Origin of the sequence: Salinivibrio sp. IB872, from assembly GCF_001995345.1 — a bacterium.
GTDB lineage: Bacteria > Pseudomonadota > Gammaproteobacteria > Enterobacterales > Vibrionaceae > Salinivibrio > Salinivibrio proteolyticus.
Window position 1 is genome coordinate 1 of record NZ_MUFO01000004.1, and the last position, 18639, is coordinate 18639.

An 18639-nucleotide genomic window follows, 5' to 3' on the forward strand; every position below is an offset into this window, starting at 1 on the left:
CAGACTGCTGACAAAGGTCTAGCTTTCGAGCTAGACCTTTGATCTAATAGGAGTGTCGCAATAGGGATGCTCCGGTATGCTTCAAGAACCTTCTCCACACCAATATGAACTTGAAATGGTGACGATGGAACAACTTGTTCCCAAAGACCATCTTGTTCGTAAAATCGACCGTGCCATCGACTTCGAGTTTATTCGAGATGAAGTCGCCCACCTTTATTGCAAAGATAATGGCCGTCCACCCGTTGACCCTGTTCGCTTATTTAAAATCATCCTGCTTGGCTATCTCTTCGGCATCAAAAGCGAGCGCCAGCTTGTTAAAGAAATTGAAGTTAACGTTGCTTATCGTTGGTTCTTGCGTATGTCGCTGACAGAGAAGGTCATCCACGCGTCCACGCTGAGCCAAAATCGTATTCGTCGCTTTAATGGCACGAATGTCTTCGAACGCATATTCAACCATATTGTGGTTCAAGCCATGGAGAAGGGCTTAGTCGCAGGGCAAGAGCTGTATACTGATAGCACACACCTTAAAGCCAGTGCGAACAAAAATAAGCATGTGAATAAACTGCGCCCGGTGAGTGCCGGCGCTTACCTAGAGATGTTGGATGAAGACATCGCCTGTGACCGCAAAGCAGAAGGAAAAAAGCCGTTCAAGGACGCGCCATTAAAAACGGACGTCAAAAACACAAAAGTGAGTACGACTGACCCTGAAAGTGGTTTTATGACCAGAGATAATAAGCCCCAAGGCTTCTTCTATCTTGACCATAGGACCGTTGATGGTAAGCACGGTATCATCGTCGATACGTATACAACCCCAGGGAATGTCAACGACTCACAACCGTATATCCGTCGCCTTGACCACACACTCGCGCAATTTAACCTCAATCCTATTGCCGTGGGCATCGATGCTGGCTACTTCACGGCACCGGTTGCCGAATCCTTAGAGCGTCGCAGCATTCTTGGCGTATTCGGCTATCGTCGCCCTTCTCGAACGAAGAATACGTTCAAGAAAAAACACTTCACATACGATAAGAAAACCGACACATATCGCTGCCCCAAAGGGCAAACGCTTATCTATAAAACAACCACAAGAGCCGGCTATCGTACTTATCACTCAGACCCAAAGCAGTGTGCGTTCTGTCCGGTTAGAAACGACTGTACGCAAAGTAAGACCATGCAAAAGGTCATCACGCGTCATCTTTACACTGATGCAGTCGAGCGTGCCAATGAAATGCGACTGTCTCGTTATGGCAAAAAGATATACAAGCGACGAAGTGAGACTGTGGAGCGAAGCTTCGCCGACGCTAAGCAGCATCATGGACATCGCTACGCACGCTTCCGAGGGCTTGCAAATGTGCAAATGCAATGCTGGCTGGCGGCGGCGGCTCAAAACATCAAGAAGATAGCGTTAGTGGTGAGCTATCTAAGAAAATGTGGCTTTAACATGGCGGATATAAGGCAAATACTGGCTTCTATCCGCCAATTTAGGCGTTGGTCGGTAACGACCACTCTCTAACAAAAAATATCGCGATCGCGGCCTACGGCCGCTTATCAAAAAGAACCCCGCCTAAANCGTTAGTGGTGAGCTATCTAAGAAAATGTGGCTTTAACATGGCGGATATAAGGCAAATACTGGCTTCTATCCGCCAATTTAGGCGTTGGTCGGTAACGACCACTCTCTAACAAAAAATATCGCGATCGCGGCCTACGGCCGCTTATCAAAAAGAACCCCGCCTAAAAAGGCGGGGTTCGTCAGCAATCTGACGCCACCGAACGGTGGCGCCTTAAACGTCTACTTTTTTATATCCGATGTGCACCTATTTCTGCAAAGAAATTAATCCACACGCAAGGTTTGTAGCATCGACTCGGGTAGCGACAGATCATCGTTCTTATTCACGGTGATCCCAGCATCAATGATCGCGCGTGCAATGTCCTTCGCTTCAGAGAGCGAATGCATTGCATAGGTGCCACATTGGTACTCATTCAGCTCTGGGATTTTATCTTGCGACGGTACCGTCAATACATCTTCCATCGCCGCTTCCCAAGCGCGACCCACATCACTTTCTTTAGGTTGACCAATCAAGCTCATATAAAAGCCCGTTCGGCATCCCATTGGGGAGATATCAATGATTTCAACATCCTTGCTGTTTAAGTGCTTGCGCATAAAGCCTGCAAACAAGTGTTCCAACGTGTGGATGCCTTTTTCCGTCAAGATCTCTTCATTGGGTCGGCAAAAGCGCAGATCGAACACGGTGATCGTATCACCACCGGGCGTTTTCATCGTTTTAGCCACGCGCACTGCAGGTGCATTCATACGGGTATGGTCGACCGTAAAACTATCCAATAATGGCATTTTGCCCTCCTTTTAATTCATCACTGTGGCTTAGAAAGGCCACCAGCTCAGATTATCCTCTAAACGTTGCCGACAGCCTTTAAGCTGCCAGCCATAATCCTTGGCTTGCTGCTCTACTTTTCGCGCGACGCGTTTAAGTTCGGGTTTGCGCTCAAAAGAGCCGCGTTCAAAACCACCACGTCCTTCATGGTAAGCCAAATATTGTCGGTACACATCCCATTTAGACACGCCAAGTTGACGATAGGTTTCGTTGGTGTACCAACCAATAAATTGCAATGCATCATCGAAGTTGGTACGTGACCCGCCATTACCGGTTGCCTTTTGATAGTCCGACCATGCGGGGTCTTGCGCTTGTGCATACCCATAGGCACTACTCACTCGCCCCCAAGGTAAAATCCCTAAGATATAATCACGAGGCGGCAAGGCATCATGGACAAATGCACTTTCTTGTTTCACGAAGGCCATCGCGACTTGGATAGGTGTCCCCCACGCCTTTTCCATCTCCACCGCCGCTTCAAACCAATCTGGATTCTGTTCAAAAATCGCACATAGGTTATTCGGATTATCCGGCGGTGGTGTTGCACAGCTAGACAGTAATAATACCGCCCCTAGTGCCGCGAAAGCTCGACTAACACACACCCAAGTCATCCTCCGATTTACCAGCTTTCTGCCATTGGCACATCTTTGAAATAGTCTTTCAAGAAGGCCTCAAAACTAAGTGTGTCACTCGCTTCAACGTCCTTTTGACGAGCGAGACTGGCAGCCGCTTCTTGCAAAAATTCCACATCACTGTGCACACGATAGTCATCGCCACTAAGTGCCGTCTTGTGCGCACTGGCTAACCCTAAGCCGACATTACCAATACCACCTTGGGCGATAATATCGGCAAGTAGGCGTCCAGAGAGGGTGAGATCTGGGTTGTCAAAGCAGGCCATCATTTTATCGCAGACGGTTTCGTAGCGATTATCACCCACCGCTCGGTCCATCACGACAGCCAATTGTTTGAGCTCAGCCATCACTTGTAATCCCCACTCCGCTTGTGTGCGCTGATGGCCGTCACACCCGGTGGTAAGCAATAAGCCTGGCTTGCGCCCCTCAATCACTATCTTGTTCCAGTTCTCACGCCAGCAATTGAGCTCCGCATCCGTCATCGGATCTGACGGTGATAGCGCACACCAACTTACAAAGAGATCTAGGAAATGGATTTGGTCTTGTTCAATACCAACCGGACTGTATGGATTAACATCTAGCGAGCGCACTTCAATGTACTCGACACCGGCACGATCCAAGGCTTCTGTGGGCTTTTCACCACTTTTCGCATTGCGTTTGGGGCGGATAGGCGCATAGAGTTCATTTTCTATCTGCAAGACATTGGTATTAAGCTGGCGATAACTGTCACCATCACGGATCCCAAGCTTGGCAAACTCATGCGAGGGGGTACGAATCGCACTGCGCAATCCTTCCAAATATTGCTCAAGAGTATTAAAGCCTATTCTTAGCTCGGCTTGCGCGTTGTTGGTATAGCCTAAATCACTGAGACGCAACGAGGTTGCATACGGTAAGTAACAGGTACCTGATGGCAAATGCTCAAACGGCAAACGGGTCTGTGCATGCTTAATAAAGGTGCCACACAAGGCAGGTGACGCACCAAACAAATACGGGATCATCCAACCGTGACGGTAGTAGTTACGGATAAGATCAAAATAGCCTTGCGTGACTTGGGCTTGCGTCACGGACTCCGTGTGGTAGAGATGCTGCCAAAACGTCTCTGGGAGGGAAATATTAAAATGCACCCCAGAGATCACTTGCATCACACTGCCATAGCGATGTTTGAGCCCTTGGCGATAAAGTGTTTTCATCCGCCCGATATTCGAGCTGCCATATTGTGCCAAGGTAATATCGTCTTCAGACGCGACCACACATGGCATGGACATGGGCCATAGCTGCTCGTCACCCATTTGCTTGTAAGTAAAACGGTGAATGTCTTGCAGCTCATCGAGCATTCCGTTGACCGATGTATTGACGGGCGTAATAAATTCCAACAAAGACTCCGCAAAGTCCGTGGTGATCCATCGATGCGTTAGCGCTGAGCCAAGTGCATCTGGATGCGGCGTCTGTGCCAAATGCCCGGTTGGCGTGATCCGTAAGGCTTCACGCTCCAGTCCTCGGCCAATCCCCTTTAATGCTTCTGGGTTTTGCGCCAAACGCGCTAACCGCTGGGTGAAATCAGTCAAAACGTTTCTCTTATCTTTGTGCTGCGTGACGGGTTAGGATAAACAAGCTATCACTCAAAAGCCATCACGCAGCGACATGTGTTTACTCGAGGCGGCGTTAGCGATACTCAAGCGTAAGCGGATTCACCGGCAAACCAAGCGCTTTCAGCTCTGGCGCAAGCTGTTCGGCATCTCCGACAACGATGATTTGATAGTCATTCGGATTAAACCAACGTCTCGCTGCCTGATTTAAGCGTTCGAGATCAATCGTTTGAATTATCGCTTGTTGCTCATCGCGGTAGTTGTCGGATAAATCAAACTCCTCAATATGGGCAATTAGGCCTGCCTTATCCCACGGGGTTTCATAGCTCAGCGCATCTTGTTGTCCGCTCGATTGGCGCAGGTAAGCCAGCTCTTGCGGTGTGAAACCATTTTCCGCCGCATTGGCCATTTCCTGCCAAAGCTGGTTGATTGCATCTACCGTCGCGTCCGCACGCACATCGGCACTCACTTCAATGGTCCCGGTTTGACGACCACCATACACTCCACTGTGGGCGCCGTAGGTATAGCCTTTGTCTTGACGCAAGTTTTGATTCAGGCGCGCATTAAAATTGCCCCCTAAATTAAAGTTGGCTAAGCGGGTTTTAAACATCAGGCCGGTGGCATCGTAGGGCATACCATGGCGCACCATACGAATACTGGTTTGGGGGGCTTGTGGTTTGTCCACTAACCAAATTTGGGGGCTTTTTTCATCTCGCGGCACCGGCCGTACAACTTGTGCATGACGTTCAAACGTCGGTTGCCAAGGTTGAATCCGATTCGCAACATTGATCGCATGCTCTGGAGACAAATCGCCAACCACAATAAGCTCACTGTCTTTTAACACATAATGCTGCTGATAGAAGTGTTTAACGTCTTCAAGTGTCATGGCCGCTACGTCTTGTGCCACACCGCCTTGCGGCGCACGGAAGGTGGCATCTTGATAGAGCAATTGGCTCGTTGCCTGCTCAGCCAGCCAACCGGCATCGTCGGCCCGTGCCGCCATACTCTCCAATTTTTGCTTTTTAAGTCGTTCAAAATCTTGTTCGGAAAACGTCGGCGCACTGAGTACTTGATAGGCCAGTTGCAACGTCTCTCTTAAATGCTTTTTCAAGGAGGTTAAGGTCACTGTCGTATGGTAGCCACCGGGATTAACACTAACCTGACTACCAAGTTTATCGAGCGCCTGGGTTAATTCAGCGGCCGACATTCCCGCGCCGCCTTCGGTGATCATACTGGCCGTGAGTTCGGCGACACCACGCTTGTCATTCGGCTCCATTAACGATCCCGCGGGCAAGCTAAGCTGCAAGGTGACCGTGGGTGTCTCGCGACTTACTGTGCCTGCCAGGTGAATACCATTGTCCAAGTCCGCCCGATAAATGCGTGGCACATTAACCGTGACATCCCCATTCGGAGCCGGGATCTGGGTGCGATCGAAAGTGTCTGGGGGGTCACGTCGTGCTAACGTGTCGTGCGGGTTTTGCGTCTGTACCCGACCATAATCTGGACGCTGATAGATAAAATTCGCGGACGCCGCCACCAAATCCGTTCGTCCAACGGGGACCACACTGGTGTTCACTGCGGGCTGACCTTTTATCCATTGCCGATAGCTTTCCATCACCTTGTCAGGGGTCACCGCCTTAAGGCGTGAAAGGCGCTGGTTCATGCGATCTGCATCACCGTAGAGCGTATAATCACTGGCCAGCTGTGAGACCTTACCATCGACACTTTGCAACGCGAAGATATTATCGGCTTCCACCATGGATTGGATTTGATCGATATCCTCGTCACTGACTCCTTTTGCCTCAAACTGCGTCAGGGTTTGCGTTAACAAGGTACGTATCTCAGCCAGTGACTGGCCTTGGCGGCCAACACCGTAGATCTCAAACGTACAGGCCAGCTCACCGCACTGATGCGATGCACCTGCACTTAACAGCTGCCCCGTTTGCACGAGGGATTGATAAAGCACACTGTCACGCCCTTGCCCCAACACATTGGCCAGGACACTCAAACGCATGCTGGTGTCTGTCTCCGGAATACTGGTAGGGAAAGTCATGACCAATACTGGTTGCGACACTTTATCTTCTAAAGTGACAAATCGATCGGCTTCCAGAGTGACAGGCTGAGGGGCTGTCGCGGGAATAGTTGGGCCTTTCGGGATGTCACCAAAGTACTTTTTCACCCACGCCAAGGTTTGTTGTACGTCAATATCTCCACCAATGGTCAAGGTGGCATTGTTGGGACCGTACCAACGTAAGAAGAATTGCTTGAGGTCATCGACATCAACGCGGTCTAAATCTTCAACATAACCAATCACCGGCCATGAATAAGGATGACCTTCAGGATAAAGCGCTTGATTAATGGTTTCATTAACCCGGCCATAGGGCGCATTATCGATACGATAAGCACGTTCGTTTTTCACCGTGTCACGCTGGACTTCAAATTTGCGTTGCGAAACCGCTTCTAGCAAAAAGCCCATTCGGTCCGACTCAAGCCAAAGTACGCGCTCTAACTCATTGGCGGGAACGGTTTGATAATACTGAGTGGTATCGCGATCGGTCGAGCCATTGTTATAGCCCCCCACTTCTTTTATGCGCTTGCCGTGATCGTCAACGTGCTCTGAGCCTTCAAACATCATATGTTCGAAAAAGTGCGCAAAGCCCGATTTGCCAGGCTCCTCACGCGCAGAGCCAACATGATAGCGTACATCGACGTTAACAAGAGGGTCGGAATGATCTTCGTGTAACAAAACCGTCAGCCCGTTATCGAGCGTAAACTGTTGATAAGGCACCTGTGCGCTGCCCTCAGGCGGCGACACGGTTTTAATCCAAGTAATACCTTCAGGGGTTGGCGTGGCTTGAGGGCCAAGTAACTGACACCCTGTCAGTGAGGCAAGAACAAAAAACGAGACGAGCAATAAACGTTGCATATGATAATTTCCTACTCGGCTACCCAATGATATGACAAGACAAGAATAAGGTAGCGCGCTGTTTTTGCAGAAAAAATAACTAGCCAGCACCAAGACTGGCGTAAACGTAGCCACCCGGCGACGACACACAGGGGATCACCAATGGCGGGCACCCAACTTAACAATAATGCGGCATAACCGTATCGCTTTAACCACGCCAGCGCGTGGCGATCCCAGCGCCGCTTGGGTTGATAGTCAGGTAACCAACGACCAATCGCATAGTTGGTCATACCGCCTAGCGTATTGCCCACACTGGCAATCGCAATAATGACGCTTTCGGGGTAGCGATGGTGATGAAGCAAATACACCATATTGGCTTCAGAGCCACCCGGGAGCAAGGTGGCGCTGAGAAAGCTGGTTGCAAACAACATAACCAGCGATGACCAATCGCCCATTCGACCGCAGACTCCCCTATTGGTTCAGGCGTTTAGGCCCGGAATGACCACTCTTTTATCCATTTATGCAGACGGCATTTCGAGGACGCGTTTACCACGCGTATGACCCTCTTCAAGGGCAACGTGTGCTTGTGCAGCCTCCGCTAACGGATACACAGCCGCAATATCAATCCGTAAATCACCTTGGTCAAGCATGTCGAGTAGGCGCTGAGTTTGCCATGTATTGGGCTCCACCAGCATCCCAGTGGCTTTCAAGCCCCGTTCGGCCGCTGCTGAGGTAATCATATCGCGGGTATTGGTCGGCACGGTCACCACACGTCCGCCAGTGCGTAAACTGGCGAGCGCATCAATCCCAGTTTCTCCTCCAACCAGATCAATCAGCACATCAAATTCACCATGAGCCGTTGCCCAATGGGTTTGGTGATAATCAACTGGTTTTGCATCAAGCTGACGCAAGAAATCATGATTGGACGGCGACGCGGTCGCGTAAACATTCGCCCCAGTTCGAACCGCTAATTGAACCGCCAAGTGACCCACGCCACCGGCACCGGCCAAGATCAGTACTTTATCGTCTGCCTGTAATTGCGCATGATCGAGCGCTTGCCATGCAGTGAGACCGGCAAGTGGTACAGCGGCAGCATCCACCATAGGGACACTCGGTGGCACGGTCGAGAGTAACCCCGCGTCCGCTACTACGTACTGGCTATAACCGCCACCCTCAGTGGGAAAGCCAATCATACCTGCAACGCGGTCGCCCACATCAAACTTGCTTTCGTTGGTGCCATTAGCCACCACAACACCCGCAACATCATATCCCGGCACCCAAGGTAATCTGTCTTGGTTATGCTCTGCGGCCCAGCCAAGGCCTGCACGCGTTTTTGCATCAATCGGATTCACGCCTGCCGCTTTTACCTGAATCAGCACTTGTTCTTCAGACGGCGACGGAATAGCACGATTAACGGCGGTTAACACCTCAGGTCCACCAAATTGGGGGATCGCAAGAGATACATTGTTCGACATAAAGACTCCTTTCGCATGCCGTTGCCCGGTTGAGTCACCTGACTCATCGCTTCATAGCAAAGCACTGCATAATCGCAAAGCGTAAACCTCTAGTCTTAACAAAAACGGCGATAGACACAATGCCTACCGCCGTTTTCTTTTCGCCTTTTCTCGTCACAAGGCAGGGCGTATTATCCGACCAACGCCAACAAGATACCCGCTGCCACCGCCGAGCCAAGCACACCGGCCACATTGGGCCCCATAGCATGCATTAACAAGAAGTTGTGTGGGTTGGCATCTAAACCAACTTTGTTGACAACCCTTGCCGCCATAGGCACTGCCGACACGCCTGCTGCGCCAATCAGCGGATTGATCGGATCGCGGCTAAAGCGGTTAAGCAGCTTTGCCATCAGCACGCCGGCGCCAGTCCCAATACTGAATGCCACAGCACCGAGTACCAAAATGCCTAACGTCTCAAACTGAAGAAACTTATCCGCTTCTAATTTAGAGCCCACCGCCAAGCCAAGGAAAATGGTGACAATGTTAATCAGCTCATTTTGCGCGGTGCCGGATAAACGGTCGACAACCCCACATTCTCGCATCAAGTTTCCGAGGCAGAACATCCCGACCAGCGGTGTTGCCGACGGCAAGAACAAGATGGTCATCATTAATACCGCCAGCGGAAACAGCACTTTCTCAGTTTTCGACACATGGCGTAACTGCTGCATCTCGATTTGACGCTCTTTTTCCGAGGTAAACAGCTTCATGATCGGAGGCTGAATAATCGGCACAAGCGCCATGTAACTGTACGCGGCGACTGCAATGGCGCCGAGCAAATCCGGCGACAGTTTGCTGGCGAGGAAGATTGCTGTCGGCCCATCCGCACCACCAATAATGGCAATCGAGGCGGCATCCTTGAGCGTAAATGCCATCCCAGGAACCAAGTTGAGCAAAATGGCACCAAACAAGGTGGCAAAAATGCCAAACTGTGCCGCCGCACCCAATAGCAGCGTGCGAGGATTAGCAATCAGCGCGCCAAAGTCGGTCATCGCGCCAACGCCCATAAAAATCAATAGCGGGAAGACGCCCGTATCGATACCGACATGATAGACGTAGTAGAGCAAGCCGCCCGGCTCGTTAAATCCGGCATTAGGAATGTTCGCCAGTATCGCCCCGAACCCGATAGGCAAAAGCAACAAAGGCTCGAACCCACGGCGAATGGCCAAAAAGAGCAACAAGCAACCGACGGCGATCATCACAAGCTGAGGCCATTGGAAATTCGCCAAGCCCGTTTCTGACCACAAGATCATTAATCCTTCCATGTTGCCCTCTTACGCTAAGTGCAATAGCGGCATACCTACGGTCACCGCATCGCCTTCTTTTACTTGGACATCCTGAACTGTGCCTGCTTGCGCCGCTCGGACCTCGGTCTCCATTTTCATCGCTTCGAGCACAATCAATATATCCCCTTCTTGCACGTGCTCACCCGGCGATACCATCACTTTGAAGATGTTACCCGCTAAAGGAGCAGTGACGGGTTCGCCTTGTGATTGAGCGGCGCTAGGTTGAGGGACTGATGTCGCTGGCGACGCGCTGGGCTGAATGTCTCCTAACGCGCCATCTGGACCTACATCCACATTAAAGACCTGTCCATTCACACGCACGCTATAGGTTTCAATCTCGCCGCCTGACGTCGGCTTGGTGGCCACAGAAGCAGGCTCTGCTTCACCGGTTGGTGCAGGTTCAAAGGCATCGGGGTTGCCGCGATTTTGTAAGAACTTCCACCCCACCTGCGGAAATAACGCATAAGTTAAAACATCGTCGATTTTATCGTCTGCCAAAGACACGTTTTCAGCGTCGGCTTTTTCAATGAGAGCCTGCGTGAGCGCATCCAGCTCAGGCGCTAATTTATCTGCAGGACGGCAAGTAATCGGCGCTTCACCATCCAGCACTTGGGCTTGCAGCTTCGCATTGACCGGAGCGGGCGCTTTTCCATATTCGCCCTTGAGCAGCGCCGCCGTTTCTTTGGTAATGCTCTTATAACGCTCGCCAGTCAGAACATTAATCACTGCTTGCGAGCCGACAATTTGGGAGGTGGGTGTGACCAATGGGATATAACCGAGATCTTCGCGTACACGCGGGATCTCATCGAGTACCTCATCCAAGCGGTCGGCCGCACCTTGCTCTTTAAGCTGGCCTTCCATATTGGTGAGCATGCCGCCCGGCACTTGTGCGATCAAAATCCGTGAGTCGACGCCCTTGAGCTGCCCTTCAAACTGCGCATACTTTTTCCGTACCGTTCTAAAATAGGCAGCCACAGATTCCAACTTGTTGAGGTCGAGCTGCGTATCGCGCTCTGTGTTCTCCAGCATCGCCACCACGGTTTCCGTCGGCGTATGGCCATAGGTCTGGCTCATCGACGAAATCGCGGTATCTAACACATCGAGCCCCGCTTCAACGGCTTTAATGGCAGTGGCGGTTGATAAGCCGGTCGTGGCGTGACAGTGCAGTGATAAAGGGATATCACACGCCGATTTGATACGGCTCACTAGCTCATAGGCTTCATACGGTTTGAGCAAGCCAGACATGTCTTTAATACACAGTGAATGACACCCTAAATCTTCCAATTGCCTGGCAAGATCTGTCCATGTATCCAAGGTATGAACAGGGCTTGTGGTATACGAGATCGTTCCTTGTGCATGTGCCCCGGCTTCTACCGCGGCACCGACCGCCGCTTTGAAATTGCGCACATCATTCATGGCATCAAAAATACGGAACACGTCCATACCATTGGCGTGCGCACGTTCGACAAATTTATGCACTACGTCGTCGGCATAGTGGCGATATCCCAGCAAATTTTGCCCACGTAACAACATCTGCATTGGCGTGTTCGGCATCGCCTTTTTCAGCTCGCGCAAGCGCACCCAAGGATCTTCTCCCAGGTAGCGAATACACGCGTCAAAGGTCGCCCCACCCCATGTTTCGAGTGACCAAAACCCAATTTGATCAAGCTCGGCGGCAATCGGCAACATATCGTCCAAACGCAGGCGCGTGGCAAACAACGACTGATGGGCGTCACGAAGCACCACATCGGTAATAGCTAACGGCGTAGACATAACAAACTCCTTTTCTATATGTGCCTTACCACTCAACGCTGGCGTTGGCGATATTGCTGAACAGCGACGGTAATCGCAGCAATCACATCCGGGGATGCTCCCGGCTGAGCTTTAACGGGGGTAGACGTGACAGACGATGCTGGCGTAGGCGGGGTGGGATCGCCAAAGCGAGCTAGCTGACGTACCAGAAAAATCAGAATTGAAAGAAATACGAACACCACTGACATGCCGGTGAGCATGAGCATCAGTGCCTGTTCTAAAAGCGGGCCCAGTTCCATGGTTATCGTCCTTGTCACCTATTCCCCTTTAACAATGATTTGATTCCTCACAGAGTTTAAAGGGGTATTTAATCGTTTGCGGTCAAAATACTAACTATTTGCATAAATGACAATCGATGTGTTGCGTTTTTGTTACCTGACAACGCACGTCATCACCGCGCTAGACGCGATAAGCTTTATATGACGTTTACGTAAAGGTAAATTCATAGATTGCACATATTACGGAGAGTACTGGGGGTTTATCAGAGTTGCGAGCTTGTCTATGCAAGGGTTTCGATGCGGGAATCCAAATGATTTTGCGAATTTTGGAAAAAACCTTTTTCTTCTCCATAGCCAATCACTCTTAGGGACTGATAAAAGGAGAAAGCGTTAATAAACGCATCAAAAGGATTGACCAGTAGGATGGATCACACGAGCGAGAAAAACAGACTGAACGGTCGGTATTTAACACAACGATAAATGAGGGAGTAACACGAACTGCCACGGTAGCGTGACGAACAATAGGAGGAAATGAATTGGGAATTAAAGCAAAGAAATGGCGCGTCCGGGAGGATTCGAACCTCCGACCGCCTGGTTCGTAGCCAGGTACTCTATCCAGCTGAGCTACGGACGCGCTGACGGATTTTCATGATTGAAGATGGCGCGCTCGGGAGGATTCGAACCTCCGACCGCCTGGTTCGTAGCCAGGTACTCTATCCAGCTGAGCTACGAGCGCGTGTCTACAATCGGTTCATCCTGAACATCGTTTGCAAGTCTTCCGTGAAGGGTGATGGCGCGTCCGGGAGGATTCGAACCTCCGACCGCCTGGTTCGTAGCCAGGTACTCTATCCAGCTGAGCTACGGACGCACATCAGTTTTACAAGGCAGGCTTGTAAGTCATGGCGGTGAGGGAGGGATTCGAACCCTCGATACGGCTACAAACCGTATACTCCCTTAGCAGGGGAGCGCCTTCAGCCACTCGGCCACCTCACCACAAGTAAATGGCGCGTCCGGGAGGATTCGAACCTCCGACCGCCTGGTTCGTAGCCAGGTACTCTATCCAGCTGAGCTACGGACGCACATCTATCTTGCTTGCAGCAACATGGCGGTGAGGGAGGGATTCGAACCCTCGATACGGCTACAAACCGTATACTCCCTTAGCAGGGGAGCGCCTTCAGCCACTCGGCCACCTCACCGTCGCTGCGGGGGCACATATTACTTTGAGCCACAAATATGTCAAACACTTTTCGGGCAAAAATCGCTTAGCCCCAAACAAATGGACAATTATCACCCAAAGGTCGGCTTTTTTGTTGGTTTATTGGTCGTTTAGACGTAATTATTCTGCAACTTTCTGGCATAAAAAAGGCCGACCTAGGTCGACCTTTTCTGCACTCAATTAGTAGTCGTTCTGACCACCGGCTGGGGTGCCTTTCTCTGCTTGTATACGCATGTAAATTTCTTCACGGTGTACAGAGACTTCTTTTGGTGCGTTCACACCGATGCGAACTTGGTTACCTTTCACACCCAAGACGGTGACGGTGACTTCATCACCAATCATCAAAGTTTCGCCAACACGGCGAGTCAAAATCAGCATTCTTCTACTCCTTGAGTATCAATCTTTTACTTATTCAATCAGTGTCTGAGCCAGATAACCCGCCTGCGTACCGGCCCGCTATCTGTGATCGTATGACCATTTCCCTGCTCGTGATGCTAATGCGACGGTTAAATAAACGCCGCAACACACACTATGGCTGAATTATCAGGCCATATCCAGAAAAGGGCAGAGAAATTTACTGTTTTATCATCATGCCGTTAGCGATGTTAGCGCTTGACCTGAGATAACAGTGTAAGAGAAATCTGTGTTGCACTGGTTGGCAAGGACGTAAAATCTAAGCCATATCACGTCTTCTCGCCAGCGCATTGCCTAAGGCGTTGCACTATACAGAATCAAAAAAAAAGTGCAATTATTAATCTAGATCACAAAAAAGGGCCGCCCATGGCGACCCTCTTGACTTTAACACTTAGCTGTGATCTCGATTAGAGGCGCTCTGCCAGCCATGCATCGACAGATTGAATCGCTTGCGGTAATGCAGCCACATCGCTACCGCCCGCTTGCGCCATATCTGGGCGACCACCACCTTTGCCGCCGACTTGTTGCGCGACAAGGTTGACTAACTCACCGGCTTTGACTTTGCCAGTCAGATCTTTGGTCACACCGGCAATCAGACCGACTTTACCATCGGCAACGTTACCGAGCAGAACAATCCCGCTACCCATCTGGTTTTTCAAGTCGTCAACCATGCTACGTAGCGCTTTGTTATCTGCGCCATCGAGCTGGCTCACAAGCACTTTAACACCGTTAAGTTCTCGGACTTGATTGATAAGCCCGGCACTCTCTTGCGCCGCCAGTTTTTGCTTAAGCTGCTGAATTTGCTTCTCAAGCGCCTTGGCTTTACCGTGCGCATCGTCAAGCTTGGCTTCATAGTCAGCTTGTTGCTGATACACACGCTCAATCGCATCTTGTCCGGTGATCGCTTCAATGCGGCGTATACCCGCAGCAATGCCACCCTCAGAGGTGATCTTAAATAGACCAATATCACCGGTACGGTTTGCGTGCGTACCGCCACACAGCTCGATGGAGAAGTCACCCATGGTCAGTACGCGTACTTTGTCGTCGTACTTTTCACCAAACAGAGCCATCGCCCCTTTTTGTTTGGCCGCATCGATATCCATCACATCAGTTTGCACGCTGTGGTTGGCGCGGATTTGCTCATTGACAATTCGCTCAACCGCTTTTAATTCGTCGTGACTGACCGCTTCTAGGTGCGAGAAGTCAAAACGCAATCCGTCTGGGCGAACCAACGAGCCTTTCTGTGCCACATGCTCACCTAAGACTTGACGCAGGGCTGCGTGAAGTAAGTGAGTGGCAGAGTGATTAAGTGCAATGGCTTGACGACGCGCGGCATCAACCTGCGCCTTCGCTGTGCTACCGACAAGCAGTTGCCCTTCTACTAAACTGCCGTAGTGCGCAATGGCCTGACCAACTTTTTGCGTATCTGTCACTGCAAAGCGGCCTTGCTCGGTAATCAGCACACCCGCGTCACCACATTGACCACCCGCTTCGGCATAGAAAGGGGTATGGTCGAGAATCACAACCGCATGATCACCCGATGCGAGCGTCTCAACAGGCGTCCCATCGACAAAGATCTCTGTAATGCTTCCTTCGCCCTCTGTGCCAGTGTAACCGCAGAAGTCTGAACCATGATCCACTTTGATGGCTTGGTTGTAATCAGTACCGAACTGACCCGCTTCGCGCGCACGTTGGCGCTGTGCTTCCATCGCCGCTTCAAACCCGTCTTCATCGATGCGATAGCCACGCTCACGGGCAACATCGTTGGTTAAATCAGCTGGGAAGCCATAGGTATCGTAAAGCTTAAAGACGGTTTCGCCATCTAACACATCACCTTGCACTTTATCCAAGGCTTCTTCCAGCATGACCATGCCACGCTCAAGGGTGCGACCGAAGTTTTCTTCTTCGATTTTAAGTACTTTTTCGACCATGGTTTGCTGCTCACGCAGCGCTTCACCAGCCGTGCCCATAATCGCCGCCAAGGGGCCAACGAGCTTGTAGAAGAAGGCACCTTTTGCGCCCAGTTTGTTACCGTGGCGCACCGCACGACGAATGATACGACGCAGCACGTAGCCGCGGCCTTCATTGGATGGCATCACGCCATCAACAATCAGGTACGCGCATGAACGGATGTGGTCTGCTACCACACGCAGCGATTGGTTACCCAAATCGTCGACGCCAATGTTGTCAGCCACTTGTTTGATCAGTTGCTGGAACACGTCAATTTCATAGTTGGAATGAACGTTTTGCTTAATGGCCGCAATACGCTCGATACCCATACCAGTATCAACCGATGGCTTCGGCAAGTTTTCCATGGTGCCGTCAGCTTGACGGTTAAACTGCATGAAAACGATATTCCAGATCTCGATAAAACGGTCACCGTCTTCTTCTGGAGAGCCCGGAGGTCCGCCCCAAATATGGTCGCCATGATCGTAGAAAATTTCAGAGCATGGGCCGCAAGGTCCAGTGTCACCCATTTGCCAGAAATTGTCTGACTCGTAAGGTTTACCGCCCTCTTTATCACCAATACGCACGATACGATCAGCCGGTACACCGATAGTGTTGTGCCAGATATCGAAAGCTTCATCGTCGGTTTTATAAACGGTGACTAGGAGCTTTTCAGTCGGCAGGCCAATCGTTTCGGTCAGAAATTCCCACGCGTACTGAATCGCATCTTGTTTGAAATAATCGCCGAAGCTGAAATTACCCAGCATTTCAAAGAAGGTGTGGTGACGTGCTGTGAAGCCGACATTTTCTAAGTCGTTGTGCTTACCGCCCGCTCGTACACAACGCTGCGCAGAGGTGGCGCGTGAGTAGTCACGTTTTTCGATCCCTAAAAAGGTATCTTTAAACTGGTTCATACCTGCGTTGGTGAACAAAAGCGTTGGATCATTGGCAGGCACGAGCGATGAGCTGGGCACAATCTGATGCCCTTTGCTTTCAAAGAACTTGAGAAACGCGGTGCGGATCTCATCAGTGCTCATATACATTGGCTAATCCTGATAATCGAGTGTTGCGTTAGCAACCGGTCGTAGTAATGACGCGATGGTAACATAATTTTATTTGCGCCATTGTAAACAACCGATCGCGTACGGAAAAGAGACAGTGCAGGATTCAGCGATAATTGATGAGGAATTTAGTCGTTGGAGAGCGCGTATTGGATTTGATCGAAGTTAAAGCCTCGCGATTGCAAAAAGCGCATCCGCTTGGCTTTGAGTTTTTGATCCGCGGGTGGGATCACGCCGTCAATATCAGCATATTTGCGCTGTGCGGTTTCTTTTGCCAAGGCAAACCAATCAATCTCAGCTGCTTGCTCTGCTTGAGAAAGTAACTCGCTATCGACCCCTTTACGCTTGGCATCTTGGCAGATGCGCAACCAGCCATGTTGTTTGCTGATCCCTTGGCGTAATAGGCTCGCTGCAAAACGGGCATCATCTAACCAACCCCGCTCTAAGCAAGTTGCCAAGGTGCTTTCAATCGTTTCGCTATCAAAGTCACGCTGCTCAAGCTTTTGGCGCAACTCTTGTACAGAATGATCGCGGCGGGCCAATAAGCCCACCGCAATCTCTTGGCACGATGACGACATTACAAATCGTCTTCTGTTTCTGCCTGCGCGTCAGCTTCTACCACTTCGTTATTCAATGCGGTTTGCAACAGCATTTCACGCAATGTGGTATCGAGCTCTTTCGCAATATGTGGGTTCTCTTTGAGGTACTTACAGGCGTTAGCTTTACCTTGGCCAATTTTATCGCCTTTGTAGCTGTACCACGCACCCGCTTTCTCGACCAGCTTGTGCTTGACCCYGAGATCAATCAGTTCGCCATGCAGGTTAATGCCTTGGCCATAAAGAATTTGGAATTCAGCTTGCTTAAAGGGCGCCGCGACTTTGTTTTTCACTACTTTCACACGGGTGTCGTTACCGACCACTTCGTCGCCTTCTTTGATCGCACCAATACGACGAATATCCAAGCGCACCGACGCATAGAATTTCAGTGCGTTACCACCCGTGGTGGTTTCGGGGTTACCGAACATCACACCAATCTTCATCCGGATTTGGTTGATGAATACCATCAAGGTGTTGCTGTTTTTGATGTTGGCGGTCAATTTACGCATCGCTTGTGACAGCATGCGTGCCTGAAGGCCCATGTGAGAATCACCCATCTCACCTTCAATTTCCGCTTTTGGTGTCAACGCCGCTACCGAGTCAATCACGATCATATCGACAGCACCGGAGCGGGTCAGTGCATCCGCAATTTCCAGCGCTTGCTCACCTGTGTCGGGCTGTGAAACCAAAAGGTTATCAATATCGACACCTAACTTACGGGCGTAAACAGGATCTAGTGCGTGCTCGGCATCGATAAACGCACAGGTTTTGCCCATTTTTTGGGCTTCGGCAATCGCTTGTAGGGTCAGGGTTGTTTTACCCGATGATTCCGGACCATAAATTTCAACAATACGGCCAAATGGCAATCCTCCCGCCCCTAGCGCAATATCCAGAGACAATGAGCCGGTCGATACGGTTTCGATGTCCATGGTGCGGTCATCGCCAAGGCGCATAATAGAGCCTTTACCAAATTGCTTTTCGATTTGTCCAAGCGCAGCGGCAAGCGCCTTTTCTTTGTTATCGTCCATTTCAGTCTCCAAGAAATAAAACTCAATCTATGCGACGAGA

General features: G+C 50.6%; 14 protein-coding genes and 6 tRNA genes. 1 reads left to right on the forward strand and 19 read right to left on the reverse strand.

Annotated features, from left to right (window positions below; genetic code table 11):
* Positions 1-76 precede the first annotated feature (76 nt).
* A complete protein-coding gene (locus BZJ18_RS02720) occupies positions 77-1513 on the forward strand; it encodes an IS1182 family transposase (protein WP_077455246.1) in 1437 nt (478 codons plus the stop codon).
* A 318-nt stretch (positions 1514-1831) separates the two neighbouring features.
* On the opposite strand, the gene luxS is transcribed toward BZJ18_RS02720, so the two are convergent.
* From luxS to recA, 19 genes are all read right to left on the reverse strand, one after another.
* A complete protein-coding gene (luxS, locus tag BZJ18_RS02725; protein WP_069586877.1) occupies positions 1832-2350 on the reverse strand; it encodes an S-ribosylhomocysteine lyase in 519 nt (172 codons plus the stop codon).
* A gap of 30 nt (positions 2351-2380) precedes the next feature.
* Entirely contained in the window at positions 2381-2989 is a 609-nt protein-coding gene (locus BZJ18_RS02730) for a transglycosylase SLT domain-containing protein (RefSeq protein WP_443216497.1), read from the reverse strand.
* A gap of 17 nt (positions 2990-3006) precedes the next feature.
* Complete coding sequence (gene gshA, locus BZJ18_RS02735; RefSeq protein WP_077455248.1) at positions 3007-4584, reverse strand: glutamate--cysteine ligase; 1578 nt, start codon at positions 4582-4584, stop codon at positions 3007-3009.
* A 97-nt stretch (positions 4585-4681) separates the two neighbouring features.
* A complete protein-coding gene (locus BZJ18_RS02740; protein WP_077455249.1) occupies positions 4682-7531 on the reverse strand; it encodes a M16 family metallopeptidase in 2850 nt (949 codons plus the stop codon).
* 11 nt (positions 7532-7542) lie between these two features.
* A complete protein-coding gene (locus BZJ18_RS02745) occupies positions 7543-7965 on the reverse strand; it encodes a YqaA family protein (protein WP_077455250.1) in 423 nt (140 codons plus the stop codon).
* A 63-nt stretch (positions 7966-8028) separates the two neighbouring features.
* On the reverse strand, positions 8029-8985 hold the full coding sequence (locus BZJ18_RS02750; protein ID WP_077455251.1) for an NADP-dependent oxidoreductase: 957 nt from the start codon (positions 8983-8985) through the stop codon (positions 8029-8031).
* Between the two features lie 170 nt (positions 8986-9155).
* The gene (locus tag BZJ18_RS02755; protein ID WP_077455252.1) at positions 9156-10286 is read right to left on the reverse strand and encodes a sodium ion-translocating decarboxylase subunit beta; all 1131 of its coding nucleotides are present in this window, start codon (positions 10284-10286) and stop codon (positions 9156-9158) included.
* A 9-nt stretch (positions 10287-10295) separates the two neighbouring features.
* On the reverse strand, positions 10296-12080 hold the full coding sequence (oadA, locus tag BZJ18_RS02760; protein WP_077455253.1) for a sodium-extruding oxaloacetate decarboxylase subunit alpha: 1785 nt from the start codon (positions 12078-12080) through the stop codon (positions 10296-10298).
* 32 nt (positions 12081-12112) lie between these two features.
* Positions 12113-12358: an OadG family protein gene (locus BZJ18_RS02765; RefSeq protein ID WP_077455254.1), complete on the reverse strand. Its 246-nt coding sequence runs from the start codon at positions 12356-12358 to the stop codon at positions 12113-12115.
* Between the two features lie 536 nt (positions 12359-12894).
* Positions 12895-12971, reverse strand: a tRNA-Arg gene (locus BZJ18_RS02770).
* A 25-nt stretch (positions 12972-12996) separates the two neighbouring features.
* A tRNA-Arg gene (locus BZJ18_RS02775) sits at positions 12997-13073 on the reverse strand.
* A gap of 55 nt (positions 13074-13128) precedes the next feature.
* Positions 13129-13205, reverse strand: a tRNA-Arg gene (locus BZJ18_RS02780).
* A 32-nt stretch (positions 13206-13237) separates the two neighbouring features.
* Positions 13238-13330 (reverse strand) — tRNA-Ser (locus tag BZJ18_RS02785).
* Positions 13331-13339: 9 nt separating this feature from the next.
* Positions 13340-13416 (reverse strand) — tRNA-Arg (locus tag BZJ18_RS02790).
* 24 nt (positions 13417-13440) lie between these two features.
* A tRNA-Ser gene (locus BZJ18_RS02795) sits at positions 13441-13533 on the reverse strand.
* Positions 13534-13733: 200 nt separating this feature from the next.
* Entirely contained in the window at positions 13734-13931 is a 198-nt protein-coding gene (gene csrA / locus BZJ18_RS02800; RefSeq protein WP_069591103.1) for a carbon storage regulator CsrA, read from the reverse strand.
* A 443-nt stretch (positions 13932-14374) separates the two neighbouring features.
* Positions 14375-16957, reverse strand: a complete 2583-nt coding sequence (gene alaS / locus BZJ18_RS02805) for an alanine--tRNA ligase (RefSeq protein WP_077455255.1) — start codon at positions 16955-16957, stop codon at positions 14375-14377.
* A 146-nt stretch (positions 16958-17103) separates the two neighbouring features.
* Positions 17104-17553: a regulatory protein RecX gene (locus BZJ18_RS02810; RefSeq protein WP_240531929.1), complete on the reverse strand. Its 450-nt coding sequence runs from the start codon at positions 17551-17553 to the stop codon at positions 17104-17106.
* Entirely contained in the window at positions 17553-18599 is a 1047-nt protein-coding gene (recA, locus tag BZJ18_RS02815; RefSeq protein WP_077455256.1) for a recombinase RecA, read from the reverse strand. The genes BZJ18_RS02810 and recA overlap by 1 nt, the downstream gene beginning before the upstream one ends.
* Between the last annotated feature and the right edge of the window lie 40 nt (positions 18600-18639).

Bases quoted from the DNA above. Each gene is read 5' to 3' on its own strand.
- BZJ18_RS02720 (WP_077455246.1), top strand. From the start codon at position 77: ATGCTTCAAGAACCTTCTCCACACCAATATGAACTTGAAATGGTGACG.
- luxS (WP_069586877.1), bottom strand. From the start codon at position 2,350: ATGCCATTATTGGATAGTTTTACGGTCGACCATACCCGTATGAATGCA.
- BZJ18_RS02740 (WP_077455249.1), bottom strand. From the start codon at position 7,531: ATGCAACGTTTATTGCTCGTCTCGTTTTTTGTTCTTGCCTCACTGACA.
- BZJ18_RS02745 (WP_077455250.1), bottom strand. From the start codon at position 7,965: ATGGGCGATTGGTCATCGCTGGTTATGTTGTTTGCAACCAGCTTTCTC.
- BZJ18_RS02750 (WP_077455251.1), bottom strand. From the start codon at position 8,985: ATGTCGAACAATGTATCTCTTGCGATCCCCCAATTTGGTGGACCTGAG.
- BZJ18_RS02755 (WP_077455252.1), bottom strand. From the start codon at position 10,286: ATGGAAGGATTAATGATCTTGTGGTCAGAAACGGGCTTGGCGAATTTC.
- oadA (WP_077455253.1), bottom strand. From the start codon at position 12,080: ATGTCTACGCCGTTAGCTATTACCGATGTGGTGCTTCGTGACGCCCAT.
- BZJ18_RS02765 (WP_077455254.1), bottom strand. From the start codon at position 12,358: ATGGAACTGGGCCCGCTTTTAGAACAGGCACTGATGCTCATGCTCACC.
- csrA (WP_069591103.1), bottom strand. From the start codon at position 13,931: ATGCTGATTTTGACTCGCCGTGTTGGCGAAACTTTGATGATTGGTGAT.
- alaS (WP_077455255.1), bottom strand. From the start codon at position 16,957: ATGTATATGAGCACTGATGAGATCCGCACCGCGTTTCTCAAGTTCTTT.
- BZJ18_RS02810 (WP_240531929.1), bottom strand. From the start codon at position 17,553: ATGTCGTCATCGTGCCAAGAGATTGCGGTGGGCTTATTGGCCCGCCGC.